Source organism: Cellulomonas sp. P4_D11 (assembly GCF_056401915.1).
Genome location: NZ_JBFUIK010000001.1, coordinates 128246 through 149823 on the forward strand (window position 1 = coordinate 128246; position 21578 = coordinate 149823).

A 21578-nucleotide genomic window follows, 5' to 3' on the forward strand; every position below is an offset into this window, starting at 1 on the left:
CGAAGTCACCCCGTCGCCCGGACAACCGAGATGATCCGAACCGCAACCAAGTCAGGGGACTCGTGTTCCCAGTACCGCAGCACGCGCCACCCTGCTTCCTCGAGGTGACCGACAGTTTCGGCGTCGCGTGCCACGTTTCGTTGGAGCTTTACGTCCCACCAATCCGCGTTGGCGCGCGGTCGCGTGGCATGTTCGGGGCACCCGTGCCAGAAGCAGCCGTCCAAGAACACCGCGACCTTGGCCCTGGTGAACGCGATGTCGATACTCCGGCGTGCCATGCCGGGAACTGGATATGTGACGCGGTAGCGAAGTCCGTGGGCATGCAGAAGTTTCCGTACGTCGATCTCTGGCTTCGTGTCTCGCCGGCGCGCCTCGCTCATTCGGCGGCTCACCGCCGGGCTCGAAGGTCCCGGATGCGGTCCGACGTACACCATGCCCCCACGTTACGGCGTTGCGTGGTTCGACGGATCGCACACGATGCAGAGCGGCGCTACGTCGATATCGTGAGAGGTCAACGGCGGGCCGGCTGCTGCCTAGACTACGACTATGAACCCTGCGGTGACCGGCCCGAACCCGATCACTGTCCTCGACCTGTTTGCCGGCTGCGGTGGGCTGACTGAGGGCTTTCACCAATTCCGGCCGAGTGGTGCCGACGCCCCCGTGTTCCGAAGCGTCGGCGCCGTTGAGTGGGAGCCCGCCGCGGCCGCTTCATACGCAATGAACTTCGGTGCACCCTCAGCGAGGCCGCAGTACTTTGACCCACCCGAGATCTTCTGCACCGACATCGTCGGTTGGGTGCCTAAGTGGAACAAGGGTGAGGTCGACGTCGTCGTCGGGGGCCCTCCGTGCCAAGGATTCTCCGGCCTGAACCGTAATAAGGTGCGCGCGGAGCGCAACGAGCTCTGGCAGGAGTTCGTCAGGGTGGTCATCGATCTACAGCCCAAAGTGTTCGTTATCGAGAACGTCGACAGGTTCGTACGCTCGGTCGAGTTCGGTGACCTGAAGGAACGGATCGGGAACGGCGATCTGACGAACTACAGGCTAGTCCCCCCGCCGGGCGCGAAGCAGGACGAGGAGGAGTGGGAGCAGGCCCGGCGGTATCTCCTCAACGCGGCGGACTACGGTGCCCACCAGGCCCGCCGGCGCGCAATCGTCATCGGCGTTCGGACGGACGTCGACCTGCTGCTCGACGAGATGCGATATCCGAAACCGTCGCATTCGCGCAAGATCCGACCCCGCACGTCGGGTCTCGTGGAACTCGATCTCCCCGTCGACCAGAAGCCATGGCTGACCTCTGACGACATCTTCAGAGCAACCGCGGCCATGACTCTGGAAGGGACCGAGCTCCCAGCCCTTCCCAGGACGTCGGGCGTCGCGGGCATTCCCGGAGATTTCGCAGGCCCGTACAGGACAACGGCTCTACACATCACACGAAGCCCCGAGGCGATCTCGCTCGCCCGCTACAGCACGATCCCACCAGGCGGCAACCGCAAGAACCTCCGTGGTCGCTACCTATGCCGTTTCGATGACGGAGAGTCGGTCATCATCCAGAAAGTCGGTCAATACCGAGACGTCACAGAAGGGCTGATGGTTCTCGGCGCGTATCAGGTCGTCGTCGATGGAGTCGCAAGCTCACAACGGATGTCGGTTCGCTCATTCGATGTTCCGACTGCCTCCGACGCCAGCAAAGGTCGCAGCAAGAACGAGGTTTTTCGTGCCGACGTGCACGATGGTCGTCGGACGCGGCGGGCTGTTCTTGAGTACCTTTCGACCGACGCGTGGGATGCCCACGACGCCGGCGCCGGTGACGTGATGGGGCGCGTCCGCCGTGGGGAACCCTCCGTCACGATTCGCACGGAGTTCTTCAAGCCAGAGAAGGGACGCTACCTGCATCCGTCGGAAAACCGACCGATAACTCACTACGAGGCGGCGCGGCTGCAGGGCTTCCCGGACGATTTTCGGTGGTGCGGCTCAAAGACGGACATTGCTAGGCAGATCGGCAACGCCGTCCCCGTTCCGCTCGGCCGAGCGATCGCAGAATCGATTTACAAGTACCTGCGGCCACTTCCGTCTTGACACGGCTTCGCATGCCCGAGCAGCGCGCGGGCCGCCGTCGGTCGTAGAGCGGTCAAGTTTCTATTTCGTCAGCCCCCTGAAGTCAAAAGAGCGCCACGCCCGACGCGCCCCGCCCGGGTCGACGCCGCCCACTCGAGTTGAGTCACGCGACCTGCCTGAGCTCGTGTCGCCGGGCTGCGGGAATCTCGACGGACAAGGCCGTTCGACGACGACCTGCCCAGCCGCATGGCGATGGACGGGAACTTAGCTACCGAGCGGGAACTGCATTCCGCAGGTCAGGCTGGCGGAGGGAAGGAATGGACAGCGATTCAGTTTCTGTTGACACGGCGCCGGGCAAGGCCCGCAGGTAAGACGCCGCCCGGACGGCCTGCGCGTCACCAGCGCATGTCGCTGATGATCTCAACGAGCACCTGCGCGTCGGTCCCAAGCAAGAGATCACGAGCACCGCATTTGGTATTCGACTTGGCCGACCTCGCAACGCCCTAATCTTCCGAAATGCCTGCGTGTGATGCATCGGCAGCGCGCTGTTCAGGCCGCCTACTGACCACACGCTGACCACGGTCGATCGGTGGCGCGTCGCCTGCGCGCTCGGCGCCCGGCGTTCGCGATGGCACTTCTTCGCCGGCTTGATCACCCCCGGCGCTTCGGGAAGTCTCCGCCGTGCTGCCGCGACCACACGCGACGATCGTGGGCAGCGATTTCTCCAGCGTCGTCATGCTCCCAAGCTCGGATCACGGTCCAGCCAGCCTCCGCGAGTAGGGCACCGGTCGCTCGGTCGCGCCTGACTTTGCCCGAGGTCTTTGATGACCAGTACGCAGCGTTTGGCCTTGGCAGCGGTTCCGTGCACGGGACGTCCATGCCAGTAGCAGCCGTAGATGAAGACCGCGACCTTCACCCGTGTGAAGACCAGGTCCGCCCGGCGATTCAGCCCGATCAGCCGTCGGGGGTCGACGAGATATCGGAGTCGTGCCGCGTGGACGAGACGCCGCACTGCCATCTCAGGCGCAGTGTCCTTCCGCCGATTGGCCCGAATGACGGCGCGACGCAGGACTCGATGCCCACGATTCGTACGGCGCCACGGCTACAGGATTCACCCGCCGGCCGCCGCCGGCACTGTGGGTACGTCCGCGAGGATCCGCCATATGGCCAAGACCCCGACCTGCCGCCACGGCGCCAACCCAGTCTTCTGCTCATTCGGCTGCACGCCCGAGAGTCGTCCACAACAGAAGCCGGTGGTTGCCCTTCGCACGCGCACCGGTGAGTACGGGTTCCACGGCGGAGAGACCAAGCAAGACGTGATCAACGAGATCTGCGATCTCCTAGGCATCCCTCACCGATCGGTATCGGTGGGCAGCAGCCTTCCCGCCGATGTCTTCCGCGCCGCCGCGAAGCGGGTCGGGGTGACGTACCTGAACATGCCCGATGCCTGCGAGCGGATCGTCAAGCGCGCAGGTCTGGTCTGGGACGCCGAGTTCGACTCGCGCGGCACGATCTCCGGGGGTGGGTCCACCGTGACGCTCGAGGGCGTTCAGGCGCTCCGAGAGGCCCTACGAAAGCTGGTTCGCTAGTACTGGCCGCGCCGACTTCTTTGGCTCCCAGTCTCGTCGTGCGACCCGCAAGCCCTCACGTGCGCGGGGGACGTCGAGGTGGAACTTGTCTCGGCGGTCGGCGCCGGACAGGCCTTCGGCCGACGGCGCCTGCCTACCCTGTGGGCGCGCCTTCAGCTGGCCGCCCGCGACGGCTGCGTCAAGAGCTGACGTATCGGCGATCCAGAATGCCTCGACGTTCAGCGGCGTGAAGGCGGCTTTCCGCAGTCGCGACACGCCGCTGTTGGACGGTGCGGCTCGTAGGCCCTGTGATCGCTTGAACTCTCGATGCCATGCGACGAACTCGAGATCCTCGTCCATCAGTGCCGAGCCGCTGAGAACAAGGAAGCCGAGTCCGTGCTCGGCGACGCAGTCGCGGATCGCTTCTTCGTCGTTGAGGATCATGCCTCGCTTTCCGGCCAGCCGTTGGCCGGTGATCGGGAGGACCTGCTCTTCCGTGTGCGCCTTCATGTCCCACACGCGGTTGAGTGAGTAGTCGAAGGTGGTGTTCCCGTAGCGGGACCGGACGGGCTCCGCGTTAGCGGGGAACGCTGCGTTGAGGATTTCGCGGCCTCGAGCTTCGAAGTACCAGCCCTGCCACTCGTTCTCGTTGTAGCCGCGGACTTCTTGATCGCGCATCCACTCGATGCACTTGCGCCCGTCCCACGGATCGGCGCTCCAGCCGTCGTTCAGTGCGGCGGCTAGGGCTGCACCTTCGTCGTGCGGCGTGACGAGGAGGTCGCTGGCTGTCGTCCCCAGCCGGCCGAGACGACGCTCGGCCCCGGCGAGGATGGTGTTGAGACCCTTGAGGGAGATCGTCTCGCCAGTCGAGTAGCAGTCGTCCGTCCACAGCACGCCGAGCGCGGCGGCGATGTCGCGGGCGAGCCGGGTCTTGCTCGAACGGTCGAGCTCGACGTCGGGCAGCAGCCTGTCGGCCAGGTTCACGAGCGCGGACTTGTGTTCCTTGCTCCCCGGTCCGAGCCACTCGTCCGGAGCACCGGTCAGGCGCGCGATGCGAGTGACCGCCTCGATCTTGGAGATGGCGGGACGGAATGTGGACCAGCCGCCACCCGGAAGCGTCGTCGGAGTCGCCTCGGCGACGCGGCGGAGTGAGCCGTGATGGAAGGCGTCGTACGCACCGTCCAGCAGAACGTTCAGCCCGCTGAGGTTCACCTTGTTTCGGACCGTGTCCCTGGCGGGAACCCACTCGACGTCGAGCGCGGCCGCTAGCTCGGCGCCCATCACTGCGTTCGTGCGAACCACATCGACGTCCAGATCGAGCGCGTCACGCAGGGCGACGAGGGCGCGCTTCTCTCCCCGCGACTGAGGCTGCGCTCCTGTCAACGAGAAGATCCGCAAGATCGCCTCCACGGCCGTCTCCGCGGGGATGAAGAACGGTCGATCGGAGAACGAAGCGGGGCGCACCCGTGTACTGAACCATGAGCGCGCGCGATTCAGCCGTAGGCAGCGACCCGCAGGACGCTAGCGGTCGGCGGGCACGTGCAGCGCGAGAATCTCGTTCGGGCGCAGAGGAGCGGCGTCTACGGCGTCCACGATGGCCTTGCCTTCCGGACTAACCGCGAGCAGCTCGCGATCTCTCCGGACGTGCTCCCGAAAGACATGCCACACAGCGCCGACGTTCACGCCGTTGCCCATCTGCTTGTACGTCGCGGCCGCAGGCTGACCTGGGAAGACGAATGAGTCCGGGAGGCCCTGGAGTCGTGCCGTCTCCCTCGGCGACAGCCGGCGCTCGCGAGGACCAACGATCGACGTCTGCGTGATAGCCACGAGCGCGGGCAGATAGGTCGGCTTCTTGGCGCGGATGCCGGAGGGCCGGAAGTGCATGACCGTGTCCCAGAGCGACTTGGTGTCCTGCGCCTGCCATTCAAGCTTGCGACGCGACGCTGGGAACCGCTCGGTATAGACGCCCCAGTACTGCGCCCACGGGATGATCGCCTCGAAGTGCCGGGCGAACATGTCGTAGTTCTTCGCGAGGTGGCTCTGCTTCCACTTCGGCAGGTTGGGGTCGATCGTCGGCATCGTCACACTGGACGGGACCTGCATCCGAGGTCCCCAGCGCAGGCGCTTCATCTCGCGGAAGTCCATCCAAGCGTCTGCCCAGATGGGGTGGCCAGGCAGATGGCGGTCGCCCATGAGCGGCCGCATGATCTGTACGAAGGCGTCCCAGGCATCGATCCAGTGCCGCTCGGAGTCCGTGAGGTCGCAACCCGGGATGTTGTGGCTGTCGTCGAGCAGGTCTTCGAGGTGCCAGTCGGCCTTCGGGTCGAACTGCTCTTCACTGCCACTCGTCACCGGGAACCGGTCTGTCATCGCCGCGACTGGCTCAGGCCCGCCAAAGCGCTCGTCGTCGGCCACTATTGCCGGTGCCAATGTCGCGGTGATGAAGACCCGCTCTCGTACCTGGGGGACGCCCCCCAATGCCGGCGGCAGCAGGTGGGGCGAGAAGACAGCCGCCTGGTCGCTGACGTGATACCCCTCGTCGCGGAGGGTCTCGATGATGACGTCCCACTCGTGTTCGTGACGAGGACCAATCAGGTTTCGGACGTTCTCGAGGAGGACGACGCTCGGGTGGTGCGCCCGGATGATCGACGCGATGTTGAAGAACAGCGTGCCGCGCGCTTCCTCCATACCGTGCTGTGCGCCGGACTTCGAGAAGGGCTGGCAAGGGAACCCCGCGCAGAGCACATCGTGCGGCGGAACCTCCATGATCCCAAGATCAGCGTCCGCGTCTCTCGTGATGTCGCCGAGCGCCCGATGGCCCCAGTTCGCCTCGTACACGTTCGCAGCCTGCTTGTCGATCTCGACCGCGTAGACGCACTCGCCGCCGTACGCCTTCATCGCCGCGTGGAAGCCCCCGATGCCCGCGAAGAGATCGATGAAGCGGAACGTCGGCTGGGTCATGGACCGAGCGTACGTGCAGCTGCTGACACGCCGCGGCCCCCACGCCGTCTCGTGCGAGGCCAGCTCACGGACGCGTCGCGTCCCGACCCGTGTTGAGCCGTTCAACTCAACTCAGCGGCTAGAGCGGCCTCCTCCCCACTGACCTGACTGGAAGAGCGACGGCAGCGTAGCCCGTCGACCATCGTTATCGGGTTCACTCGGATGGCATTGATGAATATGCGAAGCTAACTGCGCCGAAGGCTCAAGATCGCCTCAAGCGAGCGGCGACTACTACCGTCAGCGGAAATTTGATCTTCGATTTCGCTAAAACCCTCAGACACGAGGAACATCAGGCGCGACCTATCAAGCAAGAGCGCGTCCGACATCTTGGTCATGTCATGCCAGTCGCCGCCACTCCGCCTATATGACATCGGGATTGCACACACGGAGACTTGCGGGACCTGCAATTGCAGCCTATTCTTCCACTTTTGCGCGGACGCCGAATCCTGCTTTGTTGTCCACTCATCGGTACACGCGGCTTGTCCAAAAACCACAAACCTGCCTTCTTGCTCGTCACCTAGCCCGAGTTGCGCAAAGACATCAAGACCGCCGTCCGCCGTGTTTGAGGTCGAGATATACTTGACGTCTTTTCCTATCTCACCATTCAGTAGCGCCGCGAGATACTGAATGCGGTCTCGGAGCCCGGTTGGCACATCGGGATGGCGATCCGATGTCCCAAATATGCGTACGTCGGCACCGGGGAAGAGTTTCCTCAAAGCGAGCGCGGTCAGCCGTTCGAACGGGTAGGTGAAATCCGACTCATTCGCCTTGAACTCGAAAAGCGGGAGCGAGGCGCACGCGAGCAGGAACAGATAAAGGTAGTGGCGGTCAGATAGGTCGGCTCGCCGAGCAAGAGCGAATCCCTCGAGCCCCTCCGTCCGGATTTCGAAAGGATAATCGTCGCCGAATCTCTCACGTCGCCATTCAAGGACACGAATGACATCCGCGGCGACTACGTGGCGACGATCGGCCGGACTCGCTGCATCGGTTGGCCGAACTGGACGGATGTTGCTTCTGATGCGTTCAGATCGCAGCCGGCGCAACCGCGATGCCTTGGCGTCGACGGCCGGCGTGATGTAGCCGAAGCCACCGTCGTCATCGTCGTCTTCAGCGCCATCCTCCCCGTTGGCGCCTACGACGCTGTCGGCAACTCCGTCCTCACCGTCCGCATCGGTTTCGTCGCCATCCACGTCCGCGTCGCCCGCGCCATCGTCATCGCGCTCAGGCGGTGCAACGGCCGGATCGGGATCGGCTGAGGTCCCAAGAAGCGTCATCGCCTCCAACGAATGACCGACGTCGGCGTCGGCCATCTTCGCGATGGCCTCAAGCGACATGATGTGGTCCGGGTGCACCAAACATCTGATCTCGACGAGATCCGCCCACGTGTAGGTGTCCCCGAGTGACTCTGGCGCGCGGTCCAAGTCTCCGAGGATCTCACCGAGGTGCTGGGGCAAGACCTAAACGTCCTGACTTGCGGTGACTGGAATTGCGATTAGGCCTTGCGCGCCAGATATGATTTCCGCGGCCTTTGACATCTCGCTCGCCGCAAGCGTTCGGCCCTGGTCCGTCAATATCTCGCGGACCTCCTGGATGCACAGGATGGCCTCATCGAGTAGATCAAGGACGTTATCGCCGTCAGACTGCGTGCTTTGCCAGGCCATGTCTAGGTCGCGACTCTCGGCCAAAATCTCCGCAGCCTTGCCGCTCTCGTCCTGCAACACCTGGGCAAGTTTGCCGATATTGCGGGAGTCGCCCAGGACCGTCTTCTTATCCCTTCGCACAAACATCCAGTCAAAAAGCATCTTGAGCGAGCCCTCGTCGAGCGAGCTCAGCCCGTAGTCCTTACTCGAGCGCAGTCGGAGATATTGGTTTATTGGTCGCCGGGTAATCGCGAGAGTGATGAGCGAGAAGGAGACGGAGCTGACCTTGATATCCAGGTCGAAGAAGTCTCGCTCACGCGCACGCTCATAGAGCGCGAGAGAGGTCATCAGTCGTGCGGCGTATGTTGCCGTAGCGCCGATTCGGTCACCGACGATTTCGAGGCGCTGAGTTTCGGTCCTAACACCATCGTTAAGCGCGTCAAACTGACGGCGCAAGTATAGTGCCTTGGCCAATGGGCTCCACTCCTGAACCCCGCTGATATGCCGGTATCCTAGGTACCGATGGATATCCGTAGCATGGTCGAAGATCAGCGACGGCACTGCAGACGGCCGATGAATCGCGGAATCCGCAATCGCGGCCGCACTTCTTTGCATGTCAGCAGGCGCTCGTTCCGGGAAGGAAAGCAGGGTGCACGCCGCAACCCGACGATTTCCCTCGACAACGATGTACTCGTCGGAGCCTTCAACTTGCACGATCATGATCGGCTCGCCTGGAAAAAAGCCCTGCGCGGCAATGCTCTTCATCAAGTCCGGCAGGTTCGAGTTGCGCATCAGGTGCGCGAGTTCGGGAATACTCATCTGTCGACCGCAGCGGCTCATCGGCGAAGCGCGGGTTGTCGGTGTCGAGAATCAACTTCTCGAGAGCCACGTTGTCAAACCTCGCACGAGGCGGAGGGTCAGGCTCCGTCACTTCATACTCCCCGGTCTATGGGTTCACGCTTGCTGCTACCCAACCACGGCGCGCCGTTAGTTCGGGAGCAGGTCCGCATCGTGTCGAAGCGAACCAACGAAGTTCGCGCCGGTTCCCCCAGCACGACCTGCGCCCAGGGCGCTGTGCCTCGGGCTGGACTCTCGCGGCGCTCGCTTTCGCACACGTGCAACAAGAGTCGGGCGGTCAGGTTCGGCCTTCCGGCGAGCCGGACCAACGAGCCTCGCGTCTCAGCTCTTCCTGGCGCCCTACACCTGGACGACCGCTGCTCCGATCCAGGCGAAGGCGAGCGCGGCCACATCGTGTTTCCGCCACCGGCGATCGCCCCGGCGCGCCAGCCACCCATGAGAGCCTCGCCGGCTCGAGGCACAGCTCGAAGATGAGCCGTCCCGGCGACGCGGGGTAGCCCGGAACCACGTCAGGGACGACGCGAGGATCGCAGTGGTGCCAGAGGAGTCCATGCCCCGAAACCTCCGTTGTCACGCCACAGGCTGGCCTAGTCGCCGACCAGCACCGCCGGCACCTCGCGGCCGTCGGTCGTCGCGTCTTGCGCCGATAGCCGCATACCCGCCGTCGAAGGGAGGTGATGGTGATGGGACGACGAGACCTGATCCGACGGGAGCGCGCGAAGCTGGCGGCGGCTGAGATGCGCGAGGCGGCGGCGTCATGCCCGGCAGCACCGTTGCCGGCGTGGCTCGGGACTGGGGGGACGGTCGTGGCCTCGGACTCGAGCTGGGTGCAGTCGGCACCGGCTCGCACGACGTCGACGCCGCAGCCTTCGCGGTCGGTGCCCCGACGGGAGCAAATCGGCGCGACGCATGACCGACCGATGGACGGCCGTGTCTCAGTACGACGCTGCTCCACTGCGGGAGCTCGTCCGGCGATGCGACGAAGCCCGGGCAGCCGTGCGGGCGCTCGAGACCGAGATCGCCAAGGAGGTTGAGCGGGCGCGCGCGGTGGGCGCGCCATGGACGACCATCGCTCAATGCCTGGCGATCACACGGCAGGGCGCGCGGCAGCGGTACGGCACCGGCGGCCCACATGCTCGCCCGATGCGGACGTGGTCCACAGATCACCAGTAGTGCCTTGCGGCATGGCTCGGGGCGCGGCGTGATGAGTTCGGGAGGGAGTAACGATGACCATTGGGTACACGGCGGCCACCCCGCAGGAGGTCGCGGAGTCGTTCGGCATCTCAGTCGAGTGGGTGCGCGAGCAGGCGCGGCGCGGTCGGGTGCCGCATCTGAAGTTCGGGAGGGGCAAGATCCGTTTCCTTCCCGAGCACATTGACGCGCTCGTACGGCTCGCGACGGTCGACGGCGTCGACCCCGAGACGGAGCCGCCGGCTGAGGCCTCGGTCGATCTCGGTGCGCTCGGGGCAACGGTCCGATCGATCCGAGCGCACCAGCGCCGCCCGCACGTGCAGGGCGACCCGCAGATGTTCTGACGAGCCGGCCATCGCTGTGTGGCCGCTGCTGAGCGAATCTGGGGCGTTCAGGACGGCGGCGAAGCTGCCGATGCACAGGCATGGCGACAAGCGGCGGCGAGGCAGTAACCGGTCCCAAGACGATGCGCCTCCGCTACGCCGGGACGTGCCGCGCATGCGGGACGGCGCTTGCGGCCGGTACCACGGGCGTCTACGACCGGAGCACCAAGGCGGTCACGTGCGTGCACTGCCCGGCACCCGCGCCACTCGAGACGGCAACCGGCGACACCCTGCCCCAGCCCCCTCCCCCGCCGCCTGCGGAGGTTGAGTCAGGGGTAGCAGGTAGCTCGGCGCGGCGAGAGTTCGAGCGTCGCAGCGCGGCTCGTGAGACACGTATCCGCGACGCGCACCCGCGCCTCGGCGGCCTCATACTCGCGGTCTCGGAGCAGCCCCAGAGCACGACCGCCTGGGCGCGCGGCGCCAAGGGTGAGGAACAGCTGGGGCGCGGCCTGGACTCGCTCGCCGACAAGGGCGTCCGCGTGCTGCACGACCGTCGGATTCCTCGCACCAGGGCCAACATCGACCACATCGCCGTGGCACCCTCAGGCATTTATGTCATCGACGCCAAGCGCTACGCCGGGCGACCGACGCTGCAGATCGAGGGTGGCGTCATCCGCCCGCGCACGTCCCGGCTCGTCATCGGTTCCCGCGACGGCACCAAGCTCGTCGAGGGGGTTCGCAAGCAGGTCGGGCTCGTCCGGGACGCGCTCGCCGCTGCGGGTCACGATGACATCCCCGCGCGCGGGATGCTCTGCTTCGTCGACGCCGACTGGCCGCTGTTTGGTGGCTCGTTCCATATCGATGGCGTCGACGTCCTCTGGCCGCGGAAGGCCTACGAACGACTGACCTCCCCTGGCACGCTCGCACCGACGATCGTCGACGAGATCCATCGACGCCTGGCTGAGGCGTTCCCGATCGCCTGACGAACGGCCGATCACGGCCACGCAATACACCGTGCCTATGGACACCACGATGACGCGACATTCACGCTGCGCGCGTGAGCCGTCATTGAGGCTGGATGACGAGCCCGCTCAACGCTCTTCCCGCGGCGGCCGCCGCGGCCGCCTGCTGGTCCGGCAGCAGGTGTGCGTACGTCTCGGTCGTCGTCGTGATCGACTCGTGCCCGAGCCGCCGCTGCAGGACGAAAAGGTCGACGCCGGCGGCGATCATCCACGACGCGTGCGTGTGCCGCAGGTCGTGCACGCGTGGCCGCTTGGTCAGCCGGGGCGCGTCAGGGTCGGGCGATCCGTCGGGTCGGCGCGGGTTCATGGCGGCCTCGAGCGCGGGCGTCCACGTTTGCGTCCAGAACCTCGAGGACGAGAGCTGGCTGCCGACGGTGTTCGGGAACACGAGATCTCCCGGAGCCTTGCCGGCGATGACGCCCCGGAGAACGCCGACGAGGTCGTCGGGAAGCGAGACGGTGCGTCGCGCCCGCCTGGTCTTGGGTGGGCCGACGTACCAGTGACGGTTCTCGTCGCGTTTCCACGCCTTCGTGACGCGCACGGTCGCGGGCGTCGACGTGAGGTCGAGGTCGGCAACGGTGAGCGCAGTCGCCTCCCCCCAGCGCAGCCCGGAGGCAACGAGCAGCAGGACGAGGGGCCGGTAGTACTCGGCGACCTTGGACAGCAGCAGCGCGAACTCGTCGCGCGTGAGCACGGTCATCTCGTCATGCGTCGCCTGCGACTTGGGCAGCTCGACGCCGGCACACGGGTTGTCGTCGCGGTACCCGAGCCGCACGGCGGTCGTCATCGCCGCGGAGAACAGCCCATGCACGTTGGCGATCGTCTTGGGTGCGTAGCCGCGGTCCGTCATCGTGCGCACCCACTCAGCCACGTGGCGGTAAGTGATCGACTTGACGGCATAGGCGCCGAGGACGGGCGAGATGTGCGTGGCGAGCTGCTGGCGGTAGTGCGCGCGTGTGTCCCGGCCGACCGACGTCAGCAGGTCGATGTGCTCGGAGATGACGTCATCAACCGTCGGGCCGCGATGACGCACGGTGTCCGCAATCCGCGCGGCCTCGGCGGCGTATCCGCCGGCCGCTTCGATGAGCTGCCGAGCCACCGTGGCATCGCGGAGATCGTCATAGGTGAGCGACGTCTGGCGTCCGGTATCCGGGTCGCGCCACAATACGGCGAAGGCCTTCGTGCCATCGCGACGCCGCCGCTCACGGATGCTCGCCATAGAGACAAAAATAGCCACCCGAGTCAACGGATGGCTATTCCTGGTCAACAAGACCGACGTTTCCGCAGGTCAGAGCTGTGGAGGTGGCGGGAATCGAACCCGCGTCCGGTGACGCAGTACCAGGGATTCTCCGGGTGCAGCCTGCTGTGATTTTCTCGGCCCCCACAATCCCACAGGCAAGTTGTGGACGGGCCCAGTCAGCTAAAAGTCCCGGCAACCCCACTGACGAGGATTACCAGCAGTGGCTCTCTAGATGACGCTGGTTACTGAGTCGAGAGCGTACTCAGGCCAACGGACTTCGGGACTCGCTCAGGCGGCGAGGGCGAAGTCGGTGCGGTTTGTATTGGCACCTATGGTTTTGCACGGAGCGTTGACGAGATAACCGTGCGTCCTCGACCCGCTTCTCCTGGTTCGACGATCACCGTCGAAACCGATCACCCCCATGTTCAGTTATCAAGCACCAGCCGAGGCTGACCCGACCAGCCTACCTCCCAACGGCGGGCTGGTCGGGCTCATTCCCAGTCAGTCGGCAGGTCCGGCGATGAGGGTGACCGTCGCGGAGCCGGCACTGCCGGCCGGGGTGGTCCAGGCCAGCGCCACCGAGTCGCCGGGGGTGAGCTCGCTGAGCGCCGCCGAGAGCTCCGAGGCGGACGACACCACAGTCCCGTTCACCGAGGTGATCGTGTCGCCCGCGGCCAGGCCGGACGACGCCGCCGGGGTGCCGTCGAGGACGCCCGCGACGACCGCGCCCTGGTAGCCGTCGGCCAGGGACACACCGAGGAACGCCGGGGAGCCGATGGTCACGGTGTCGGAGGCGGCGCCCGCGTCGATCTGGTGGGCGATGACCAGGGCGTCCTCGACGGTGATCGCGTAGGCGACCGTCGTCACCTGGCTGTTCGCCGAGGCTGCGGTCGTCATGCCGACCACCTCGCCCTCGTCGTCGAGCAGCGGGCCGCCCGAGTCGCCCGGCACTACCGCGGCGGAGAACTCGATGAGACCGCTCAGGGTCTCGCCCTGCGACGAGCCGCCCGTCGACGCCGTCATCGTCTGGTCCGTCGCGACGACCGAGCCAGCGGCCGCCAGCAGGTCGCCGCCGCCCTCCGCGTTGCCGACCGCCGTCACCGCGTCGCCGGAGACGACGCCGTTGTCGTTGTCGAGCGTGACCGTGGATAGGCCGGAGGCGCCCTCGAGCTGCAGGAGCGCGACGTCGTGGGTCGCGTCCGCGCCCAGCACCGTGGCGGTGTAGGTCTCCCCCGTCGACTCGATGGTGACCTCGATCGCTGTCGAGCCCTCGATCACGTGGTTGTTGGTGAGGACCAGTCCGTCGGACGTGAGGACCATGCCCGTGCCGGCCGCCGACGCGTTCTGGTAGCCGAGCGTGGTGTTGATGGTCACGACGCCGACCTGCTGGTCGGCGCTCGCCGCGGTGGCGTCGGAATGGGTGGTGTCAGGAGCGGTTCCCGGGTCCGTGCCGTACGACGGGGTGTCAGACGACGGTGGGTCGAAGGTCGGCGGGACGAACGATGCGCCCTCGGCGCTCGTCGTGGTGCTCGCCTCCGTCGACGCGTGGGCCGCGACGATCGCGCCTGCCGTCACGCCGCCTGCCAGCAGGCCGAGGGCGAGCGCTCCCCCGGCGGCGCAGACCGCGAGGCTGCGGCGGACGACCGGCTTGGTCGCCGTCGCGGTGCCGCCCGTCTGGTGGTGGGTGCCGGTCGTCGGCTCCGGGTAGGTGCTCCCCACGGGCGCGGCCATGGGATGCGCGGTCATCGGCTGGGCGACGACGGCGGTCGGGTGCGCGGTCGGGAGAGGCGCGGTGGTCGTTGGCGCTGCGCCGACGGGGGCGACGGGCGCCGGCATCGGAGCGGCCGACGACGGCGGTGTAACCAGATCCGGGTACGTGCTCGACACCGGCTGGGTGACCAACGGCTCGGCGGCCAACGGCGCGTCCTGACCGACCGGCGGCTCAGGAGCCGCGCTCGGCGTCGGATCGCTTGCCGCTGCCACCGCGGTGGTGGGCTCGGCGGCGGTTGCCGCTATGGGCGTCGGACCATCGCCCGGTGTCACCAAGGAGGTCGGCTCCGCGGGCGTCGCGTGCGTCTCCTCCATGCGCCCCGGCTCCACCGAAGGCTCTGTCTCGTCGCGCTGCTGCTCGTCCATGGTCCTGCCCTCCTCGGCGGCACCCGGGGTGGTGCCGACAAGGATCAGAGAACTCGGGCGAACCGGGAGATCGCTGGTATCGACCCGTGCGCAACCTGTGGAACGTCAGCCGGCCGCCAGCACGTCCGAGAGCGAGTACGACACCGGCTCCTCGAGCTGGGCGTAGGTGCACGACTCAGGCGAGCGGTCCGGGCGCCAGCGGCGGAACTGCGCGGTGTGCCGGAAGCGGTCGCCTTCCATGTGGTCGTACGCGACCTCGACCACCAGGGTGGGTGAGAGCGGCACGAACGACAGGTCCTTGCCCGCAGACCACCGGCTGCCCGCGGCCTCGCGAGGCGTGCGCGCAGCGGCCGAGTAGTCCCACGGGTGCCCTTCCAGCGGCACGACCAACGGCGCGAGCTCGGTGACCAAGGAGCGCCGCCGCGCCATCGGGAACGACGCCGCGACGCCGACGGACGCCAGCACACCGTCGTCGTTGTACAGACCGAGCAGCAGCGACCCGACGGCGTCGTCGCCGGACTTGTGCGGGCGGTAGCCGGCGACCACGCAGTCCGCGGTCCGCTCGTGCTTGATCTTCTGCATGGTCCGCTTGCCGGGCTCGTACGGGCCCGAAGGATCCTTGGCGACGATGCCGTCGAGGCCTGCGCCCTCGAACCTCGAGAACCAGTCGGTCGCCACGTCCAGGGAGGAGGTCTGCGCGGTCACCGAGATCGGGCCGCCGGGCGTGACGAGAGACTCCAGCACAGCCCGACGCTCCGCGAACGGCCGGGACGTCAGGTCGTCGTCACCCAGCGCCAGCACGTCGAACAGCACCAGCAGGGCGGGCGTCTCGACCGACAGCAGCCGCACCCGCGACTCGGCCGGGTGCACGCGCTGCAGCAGCGCCTCGAAGTCGAGCCCGCTGTGCGACGACGACGGCACGATGATCTCCCCGTCGACCACACAACGAGGCGGCAGGTGCTCCAAGACGGCAGCGACGACCTCCGGGAAGTACCGCTGCATCGGCTTCGTGTTCCGCGACCCGATCTCCACGGAGTCGCCGTCGCGGAACACGATGGCCCGGAAGCCGTCCCACTTCGGTTCGTACAGCTTGCCCGCCGGTATGGAAGGCACCGACTTGGCGAGCATGGGGTCCACGGGCGGCATCACCGGCAGCGTCATACAGGAAGTCTTACCAGCCCCCGCCACCACCGCCGCCGACGCCACCGCCGGAGAACCCACCGGAGAAGCCGGATCCGCCGGACGAACCGGGCGTGGGAGCGGAGATGGACTCCGTCGCAACGGAAGCGAAGCGGTCCAGCGAGGACGCGAACGCGGTCGCCCAGTAGATGTTGGCGCCCGGGTAATAGCCGCCCACGTACCAGCTCGGCTGCGCGACGGCCCGGCCCTGCGCGGCGAGCTCGGAGAACACCCGCGCCCACCGGTCGGCCAGCCCGAACACGATGGCGAAGGGCAGGTACCGGCTGAAGATGTCCTCGCCCTCCTCGAACCGCAGCTGGTTCGCCTCGGCGGTGGCCAGGTAGCGGCGGAAGCCCAGCGACTGCGCCAGCACGGCGGTGCCGTCCTCGGTGCGGGCGGGGGCGGCCTTGGCCAGCGCGAGCACCAGGACGCCGACGAGCCCGATCGCGATCGGCACCAGCGCGAGGCCGCGGACCGAGAGGCCGGACGCGAACGCGAAGATCGCGAGCCCGGCCCCGATCACCAGCAGCACGATGCCCGCGGCGCGCCAGAGCGTGCGGACCGACTTCGGGTTGGACCGGAACCAGCCGGACGCGGTGACGTGGTCGTACAGGCCGTCCTGCACCTGCGCCATCGACGCCGCGAACGTGGTCCGCAGGTCGGAGAGCTTGACCGAGGTCGAGCCGGCGAAGATCGACGACAGCAAGGTGTCCTCGAACGGGAGCAGGGAGCCGTCGCGATTGCGAAGCTGCACCAGGGTCCAGTCCTTGGCCTTCTTCTTCGGGTTGTCCCGCGGGACCTCCTCGATGCGCAACCACCCGCGCACCGCGAGGTCCACCAGGGTCGCGGTGACGTCGACGGGGTCGGCGGACTCGTCGAGAAGCGTGCCCATCTCTCCCGGCCGCACGCCCTCCGGCGGCTGGAACTGCACCGAGACCACCTCGCGGCGGTCGCGGAAGCCCGACGCCGTGCCCGGCTGGTTCTCGGCGGGGCGCAGGCCCGGGGTCAGGCCCAGGTAGGCGCGGTCGCGGCCGACGCGGCGCACGCGGACGATCGCGAGGATGGTGCCGCCGATGAGCACGAGCACCGCGACGACGCCCAGGGGTGACACCGGCTGCACGGGGGCGAGCGGGTCGGGCTTGTCGACGAGGATCGGCTCGACCCCCGGGAACGTCCCGGCCGGCCAGCCCGTGACCGTGGAGAACTGCGAGCCGACGGGCAGCAGGTCCTGCGTGAAGGTGGACGACGAACCCGCCGCCGCAGCAGACGTACATGGCGACGTGGAGCCGGTCGGGCCGGCGAAACAGACCGCGCCCTCGACCGGGGCGGGGCCGGTCACCTCGACCGACAGGTCGCCCAGCGGGATCTCCCAGCCGGCGCCGACGACGTTCCAGTACAGCTCGTCGCCGGAGTGCTGCGCGTTCGCGGGGTTGACCAGCCCGTCGACCGTGTACTCGACGTGGTACGTCTGCACGCCGGAGACGTTGTCGACGTCCGGGTCGCCGATGCGCAGGATCAGGGCCGAGTCGTTCTCTTCACGGTTCACCTGTGCCGGGGCACCCGACGACGACGAGGCCGAGATGTCGGTGTACCGGAACGCGCGGTCCGAGGAGTCGTCGTAGTAGACCCTCGTCGGCAAGGTCAGGAAAGGCCCGTGACCGGGGTCGTCGCCGAAGTCGAAGTCGAAGTCGAGCGCGACCTTCATCACGCCGTCGGCGGCGAGCGAGGCCGTCACGTCGTACCGCGTGATCTCGCGGCCGGAGGACTGGTCGGGCGCGGCCGAAGCGGGGAGGGCACCAAGGACGACGAGGACGAGGGCGACGACGACGGCCCGAAGAAGCCTCACAGGTCGCGCTTCTCGCGGATCGCGCGGTTGGCCTCCAAGTTGTCCTGCCTCTCGCGCAGCGCCTGCCGCTTGTCCCACTCGCGCTTGCCGCGGGCCAGCGCGATCTCGACCTTGGCGCGCCCGTCGAGGAAGTACAGGGACAGCGGGATGATCGTCTGCCCCTTCTCCCGGGTGCGGGACTCCAGGCGGTCGATCTCCTGGCGGTGCAGCAGCAGCTTGCGCTTGCGGCGGGGAGCGTGGTTGGTCCAGGTGCCCTGCGAGTACTCGGGGATGTGCACGCCCTCGAGCCACAGCTCGCCGTTGGTCACCTCGCACCAGCCGTCGACCAGCGACGCCCGGCCCAGGCGCAGCGCCTTGACCTCGGTGCCGCTGAGCACCAGGCCGGCCTCGAACACGTCCTCGATGACGTAGTCGTGCCGGGCCTTGCGGTTCGAGGCGACGACCTTGCGCCCGATCTCCTTGGCCACCGTCGTCGAACCCCGTTCCTGCAAAGAAAGTGAATGGTGCGGGACGAGACTACCCGTCGCACGCCACCCGAAATCAGAGACCGAGCAGCGGGCGGGGGTTCGTCGTCGCGCCGTTCACGTAGACCTCGAAGTGCAGGTGGCAGGCCGCCGACGTGCCGGTGTTGCCCGACCGCCCGATCAGCTGCCCCTGCTCGACGTGCTGGCCCGCGCTCACCGCGAAGCTGGTGAGGTGGTTGTACGACGCCGACAGGGCGTTCCCGTTGACGAACCCGCTGTCGACCATGACCTGGTTGCCGAACCCGAACCGCGTCTTGGCCCACGTCACCGTGCCGGCGCGACCGGCGTAGATCGGGGTGTTGCAGTAGGTGCGCAGGTCGATGCCGGCGTGCAGGCGGACGTAGTGGAGCGTCGGGTGCATGCGCATGCCGTACTCGGACGTCACGTAGATCGGATTGACGCTGGTCGGGTTGGCGAACAGTGCCGTGCCGATGGGTCCGGCCGGGCCGTGGGGGTTGCCGGCGGCGGCGTCGCGAGCCTTCTGCGCCGCGATGGCGGCTTGGAGCTCGTTCTGCACCGCGGCGGCCTCGGCGTCGGCCGCCGCGAGCTGCGCCTCGAGGGCGGACTTCTGGGCGTCGAGAGCCGCCTGCTGGCTGACCTGCTGCGCGAGCAGGTTGTCGAGGGCGGCCTTCGCGGCGGCGGCGGCGGTCTTGGCAGCGTCGGCCTCGACCACCTTCTGGTCCGCGGCGGCCTTGAGCTCCTCGATCTTGGCCTTGACCGCGCCCAGGCGGGCCTCGGCGTTCTTGTTCGCGGACTCCGTCGCCTTGAGGTCGTCGAGGATCTGCGCCTGCGTGCGCAGCGCCGTCGACATGAGGCCGTAGCGCTCCACGAAGTCGTCGGTGCTCTGCGCGTCGAGGATGACGTCGACGCCCGAGACCCCGCCGCCGCCCTTGTACGCCTCGCGGGCCATCTGGCCGATCGCGGCGCGCATCTGCGTCGCGTGCTCGGCGTCCTGCGTGATCGTCGTCGAGATCGTCGCCTGCTGGTCCTTCGCGTCGACCAGCCGCGCCGCGATGATCGCCGCCTCGCGCTGCGCCTTCTCCAGCGCCGCGTTGGCCGCGTCGAGCGTGGCCTGCGCCGCGGGGATCTGCGCCTGCGTGTCGGCCAGCTGGACGGCGAGCGCCTGGATACTGGCGTCGACGCCCTCCATCGCGGCCTCGGTGTCGTCGCGCGCCTTGGCCACGGCCGCCTTGTGCGCCTCGGCCGCCTTGCGGCGGTCGTCGATGCTGTCGGCGCTGGCGGGCGCTGCGAAGAGCGCCGTCAGGACCAGGGCCACGACGACGAGGAACGCGGGCATCCGCAGCCTGTGCAGCCGGTGCATCATCAGACCTTCGTGTAGCGGCTGAGGGTGACCAGCGACGAGATCCCGGCGAGCAGGATGGCGACCACGATGAGGATCGGCGCGATGGTCAGCACGTCGGCGGTGCTCACGTACGGGATCCAGCTCACCGACTCGCCCAGCCAGTCGTCGACCAGGTAGCCGACGCCCAGCCAGAGCCCGCCCACCGCCAGCAGGGCGCCGATCGTCGCGGCGATCGCCCCCTCGAGCATGAACGGCAGCTGGATGAACACGGTGGACGCGCCGACCAGGCGCATGATCCCCGTCTCGCGACGCCGGCTCAGCGCGGACAGCCGGATGGTGGTCGTGATGAGCAGCACCGCGGCCAGCAGCATGACGAGCGCGAGCCCGCCGGCCAGCAGCGTCGCGTTGTTGAGGACCGTGAACAGCTTGTCGAACAGCCGCTGCTGGTCCTTGACCTCCTCGACGCCCGGCCGGCCCGAGACCACGTCCGAGACCACCGAGTACTTCTTCGGGTCCGTCAGCTTGATGCGGTAGGAGGAGTTCATGTCATTGACCGTCGCGGCCGACGCCCAGAACTGGTCCTTGAACTGCTTCTGGAACGAGGCGTACGCCTGCTCCTTGGTCTCCGTGTAGATCTTCTCGACGTACGGCTTGACCTCGGGCGACGCCAGCGCGGCCTGGATGTCGGCCTTCTGTTCGTCGGTGACCTCGCCGCTCGCGCAGGTCGGCTGGTCGGAGTTCTGCGGGCAGAGGAAGACCGACACCTCGACCTTGTCGTACCAGTCGTCCTTCATCTTGCCGATCTGCGTCTGCAGCAGTGCGGCCGAGCCGACGAACGTGAGCGACACGAAGGTCACGAGGATGACGGAGATCGTCATCGACAGGTTGCGACGAAGGCCGAGGCCGATCTCGCTGAGGATGAACTGGAGGCGCATCAGCGGTCCGACCCGTAGACGCCGCGCGACTGGTCACGGACCAGGTCGCCCAGCGAGAGCTCGATGACGCGCTTGCGCATCTGGTCGACGATCTCGTCGTCGTGCGTCGCCATGACCACCGTGGTGCCCGTGCGGTTGATCCGGTCGAGCAGGCGCATGATCCCCAGGGACGTGGTCGGGTCGAGGTTTCCCGTGGGCTCGTCGCACAGCAGGATGTTCGGGCGGTTGACGAACGCGCGCGCGATGGCCACGCGCTGCTGCTCGCCACCGGAGAGCTCGTGCGGCCGGCGCTTCTCCTTGCCGGCCAGGCCGACCATCTCCAGCGTGTCCGGCACCGTGGTGAGGATGTGGTGGCGCGGCTTGCCGATGACCTGCAGCGCGAACGCCACGTTCTCGAACACCGTCTTGTTGGGCAGCAGGCGGAAGTCCTGGAACACGGCGCCGATCTGGCGGCGCAGCGTCGGCACCTTCCACGACGACAGCGTGCCCAGCTCCTTGCCCGCGACGAACACGCGGCCGGCGGAGGCCCGCTCCTCGCGCAGGACGAGGCGCAGGAAGGTCGACTTGCCGGAGCCCGAGGCACCGACGAGGAAGACGAACTCCCCCCGTTCGACGTCCAGGGACACGCGGTCCAGCGCGGGTCGGGCGCCGCGCGCGTAGACCTTGGTGACGTTCTCGAATCTGATCACGGTGCTCGCGGGCCAGGTTTCGGGGACGGACGGGGTACAGCGCTGGCCTCGTCGAGAGTAGGCAGCGGA

The 21578-nt window shown here is 67.4% G+C and carries 18 protein-coding genes and 1 other RNA gene; 4 read left to right on the forward strand and 15 right to left on the reverse strand.

Translation table 11 applies throughout. From position 1 onward, the window contains the following. Positions 1 to 5: 5 nt before the first annotated feature. Positions 6 to 434 (reverse strand): very short patch repair endonuclease, encoded by a 429-nt coding sequence (locus AC1DT4_RS00550; RefSeq protein WP_477087809.1) that lies wholly within the window; start codon positions 432 to 434, stop codon positions 6 to 8. 112 nt (positions 435 to 546) lie between these two features. Here AC1DT4_RS00550 and AC1DT4_RS00555 point away from each other — a divergent pair, with 112 nt between their 5' ends. Then, positions 547 to 2076, forward strand: coding sequence for a DNA cytosine methyltransferase (locus AC1DT4_RS00555; RefSeq protein WP_477087810.1), 1530 nt, complete (start codon positions 547 to 549; stop codon positions 2074 to 2076). Positions 2077 to 2788: 712 nt separating this feature from the next. On the opposite strand, the gene AC1DT4_RS00560 is transcribed toward AC1DT4_RS00555, so the two are convergent. Beyond that, positions 2789 to 3073 (reverse strand): hypothetical protein, encoded by a 285-nt coding sequence (locus AC1DT4_RS00560; RefSeq protein WP_477087811.1) that lies wholly within the window; start codon positions 3071 to 3073, stop codon positions 2789 to 2791. Between the two features lie 145 nt (positions 3074 to 3218). Here AC1DT4_RS00560 and AC1DT4_RS00565 point away from each other — a divergent pair, with 145 nt between their 5' ends. Further along, a complete protein-coding gene (locus tag AC1DT4_RS00565; protein ID WP_477087812.1) occupies positions 3219 to 3644 on the forward strand; it encodes a hypothetical protein in 426 nt (141 codons plus the stop codon). Here AC1DT4_RS00565 and AC1DT4_RS00570 read toward each other — a convergent pair. The 4 genes from AC1DT4_RS00570 to AC1DT4_RS00585 all read right to left on the reverse strand — a co-directional run bounded on the left by AC1DT4_RS00570 (position 3624) and on the right by AC1DT4_RS00585 (position 9082). Then, positions 3624 to 5087 carry a hypothetical protein gene (locus AC1DT4_RS00570; RefSeq protein ID WP_477087813.1) on the reverse strand — a complete coding sequence of 488 codons (1464 nt, stop codon included), beginning with the start codon at positions 5085 to 5087 and terminating at the stop codon, positions 3624 to 3626. The genes AC1DT4_RS00565 and AC1DT4_RS00570 overlap by 21 nt on opposite strands. A gap of 57 nt (positions 5088 to 5144) precedes the next feature. Then, positions 5145 to 6584 carry a DNA cytosine methyltransferase gene (locus AC1DT4_RS00575; RefSeq protein ID WP_477087814.1) on the reverse strand — a complete coding sequence of 480 codons (1440 nt, stop codon included), beginning with the start codon at positions 6582 to 6584 and terminating at the stop codon, positions 5145 to 5147. Positions 6585 to 6808: 224 nt separating this feature from the next. After that, entirely contained in the window at positions 6809 to 8077 is a 1269-nt protein-coding gene (locus tag AC1DT4_RS00580) for a hypothetical protein (RefSeq protein ID WP_477087815.1), read from the reverse strand. Positions 8078 to 8080: 3 nt separating this feature from the next. Further along, a complete protein-coding gene (locus AC1DT4_RS00585) occupies positions 8081 to 9082 on the reverse strand; it encodes a ParB/Srx family N-terminal domain-containing protein (protein WP_477087816.1) in 1002 nt (333 codons plus the stop codon). A gap of 1265 nt (positions 9083 to 10347) precedes the next feature. Between AC1DT4_RS00585 and AC1DT4_RS00590 the strand changes: the two genes are divergently transcribed. Both AC1DT4_RS00590 and AC1DT4_RS00595 read left to right on the forward strand, forming a co-directional pair. Next, entirely contained in the window at positions 10348 to 10656 is a 309-nt protein-coding gene (locus AC1DT4_RS00590; RefSeq protein WP_477087817.1) for a helix-turn-helix domain-containing protein, read from the forward strand. Between the two features lie 80 nt (positions 10657 to 10736). Then, positions 10737 to 11618, forward strand: coding sequence for a nuclease-related domain-containing protein (locus AC1DT4_RS00595; RefSeq protein ID WP_477087818.1), 882 nt, complete (start codon positions 10737 to 10739; stop codon positions 11616 to 11618). Positions 11619 to 11700: 82 nt separating this feature from the next. Here AC1DT4_RS00595 and AC1DT4_RS00600 read toward each other — a convergent pair whose 3' ends face one another. The 9 genes from AC1DT4_RS00600 to ftsE all read right to left on the reverse strand — a co-directional run bounded on the left by AC1DT4_RS00600 (position 11701) and on the right by ftsE (position 21509). Then, positions 11701 to 12756: a tyrosine-type recombinase/integrase gene (locus tag AC1DT4_RS00600; protein ID WP_477087819.1), complete on the reverse strand. Its 1056-nt coding sequence runs from the start codon at positions 12754 to 12756 to the stop codon at positions 11701 to 11703. Positions 12757 to 12951: 195 nt separating this feature from the next. Next, positions 12952 to 13318: a transfer-messenger RNA gene (gene ssrA / locus AC1DT4_RS00605) on the reverse strand. An 80-nt stretch (positions 13319 to 13398) separates the two neighbouring features. After that, the gene (locus tag AC1DT4_RS00610) at positions 13399 to 14628 is read right to left on the reverse strand and encodes a S1C family serine protease (RefSeq protein ID WP_477087820.1); all 1230 of its coding nucleotides are present in this window, start codon (positions 14626 to 14628) and stop codon (positions 13399 to 13401) included. A 510-nt stretch (positions 14629 to 15138) separates the two neighbouring features. Then, positions 15139 to 16194, reverse strand: a complete 1056-nt coding sequence (locus AC1DT4_RS00615) for an ATP-dependent DNA ligase (protein WP_477087821.1) — start codon at positions 16192 to 16194, stop codon at positions 15139 to 15141. Between the two features lie 10 nt (positions 16195 to 16204). Continuing rightward, positions 16205 to 18058, reverse strand: coding sequence for a DUF2207 domain-containing protein (locus AC1DT4_RS00620; protein ID WP_477087822.1), 1854 nt, complete (start codon positions 18056 to 18058; stop codon positions 16205 to 16207). Continuing rightward, positions 18055 to 18525, reverse strand: a complete 471-nt coding sequence (gene smpB, locus AC1DT4_RS00625) for an SsrA-binding protein SmpB (protein WP_477087823.1) — start codon at positions 18523 to 18525, stop codon at positions 18055 to 18057. Before smpB ends, AC1DT4_RS00620 begins: the two co-directional genes overlap by 4 nt. 73 nt (positions 18526 to 18598) lie before the next feature. Further along, on the reverse strand, positions 18599 to 19903 hold the full coding sequence (locus tag AC1DT4_RS00630) for a peptidoglycan DD-metalloendopeptidase family protein (RefSeq protein ID WP_477087824.1): 1305 nt from the start codon (positions 19901 to 19903) through the stop codon (positions 18599 to 18601). A gap of 2 nt (positions 19904 to 19905) precedes the next feature. Then, the gene (gene ftsX, locus AC1DT4_RS00635) at positions 19906 to 20820 is read right to left on the reverse strand and encodes a permease-like cell division protein FtsX (protein WP_477087825.1); all 915 of its coding nucleotides are present in this window, start codon (positions 20818 to 20820) and stop codon (positions 19906 to 19908) included. Then, positions 20820 to 21509 carry a cell division ATP-binding protein FtsE gene (gene ftsE, locus AC1DT4_RS00640; RefSeq protein WP_477087826.1) on the reverse strand — a complete coding sequence of 230 codons (690 nt, stop codon included), beginning with the start codon at positions 21507 to 21509 and terminating at the stop codon, positions 20820 to 20822. The genes ftsX and ftsE overlap by 1 nt, the downstream gene beginning before the upstream one ends. Between the last annotated feature and the right edge of the window lie 69 nt (positions 21510 to 21578).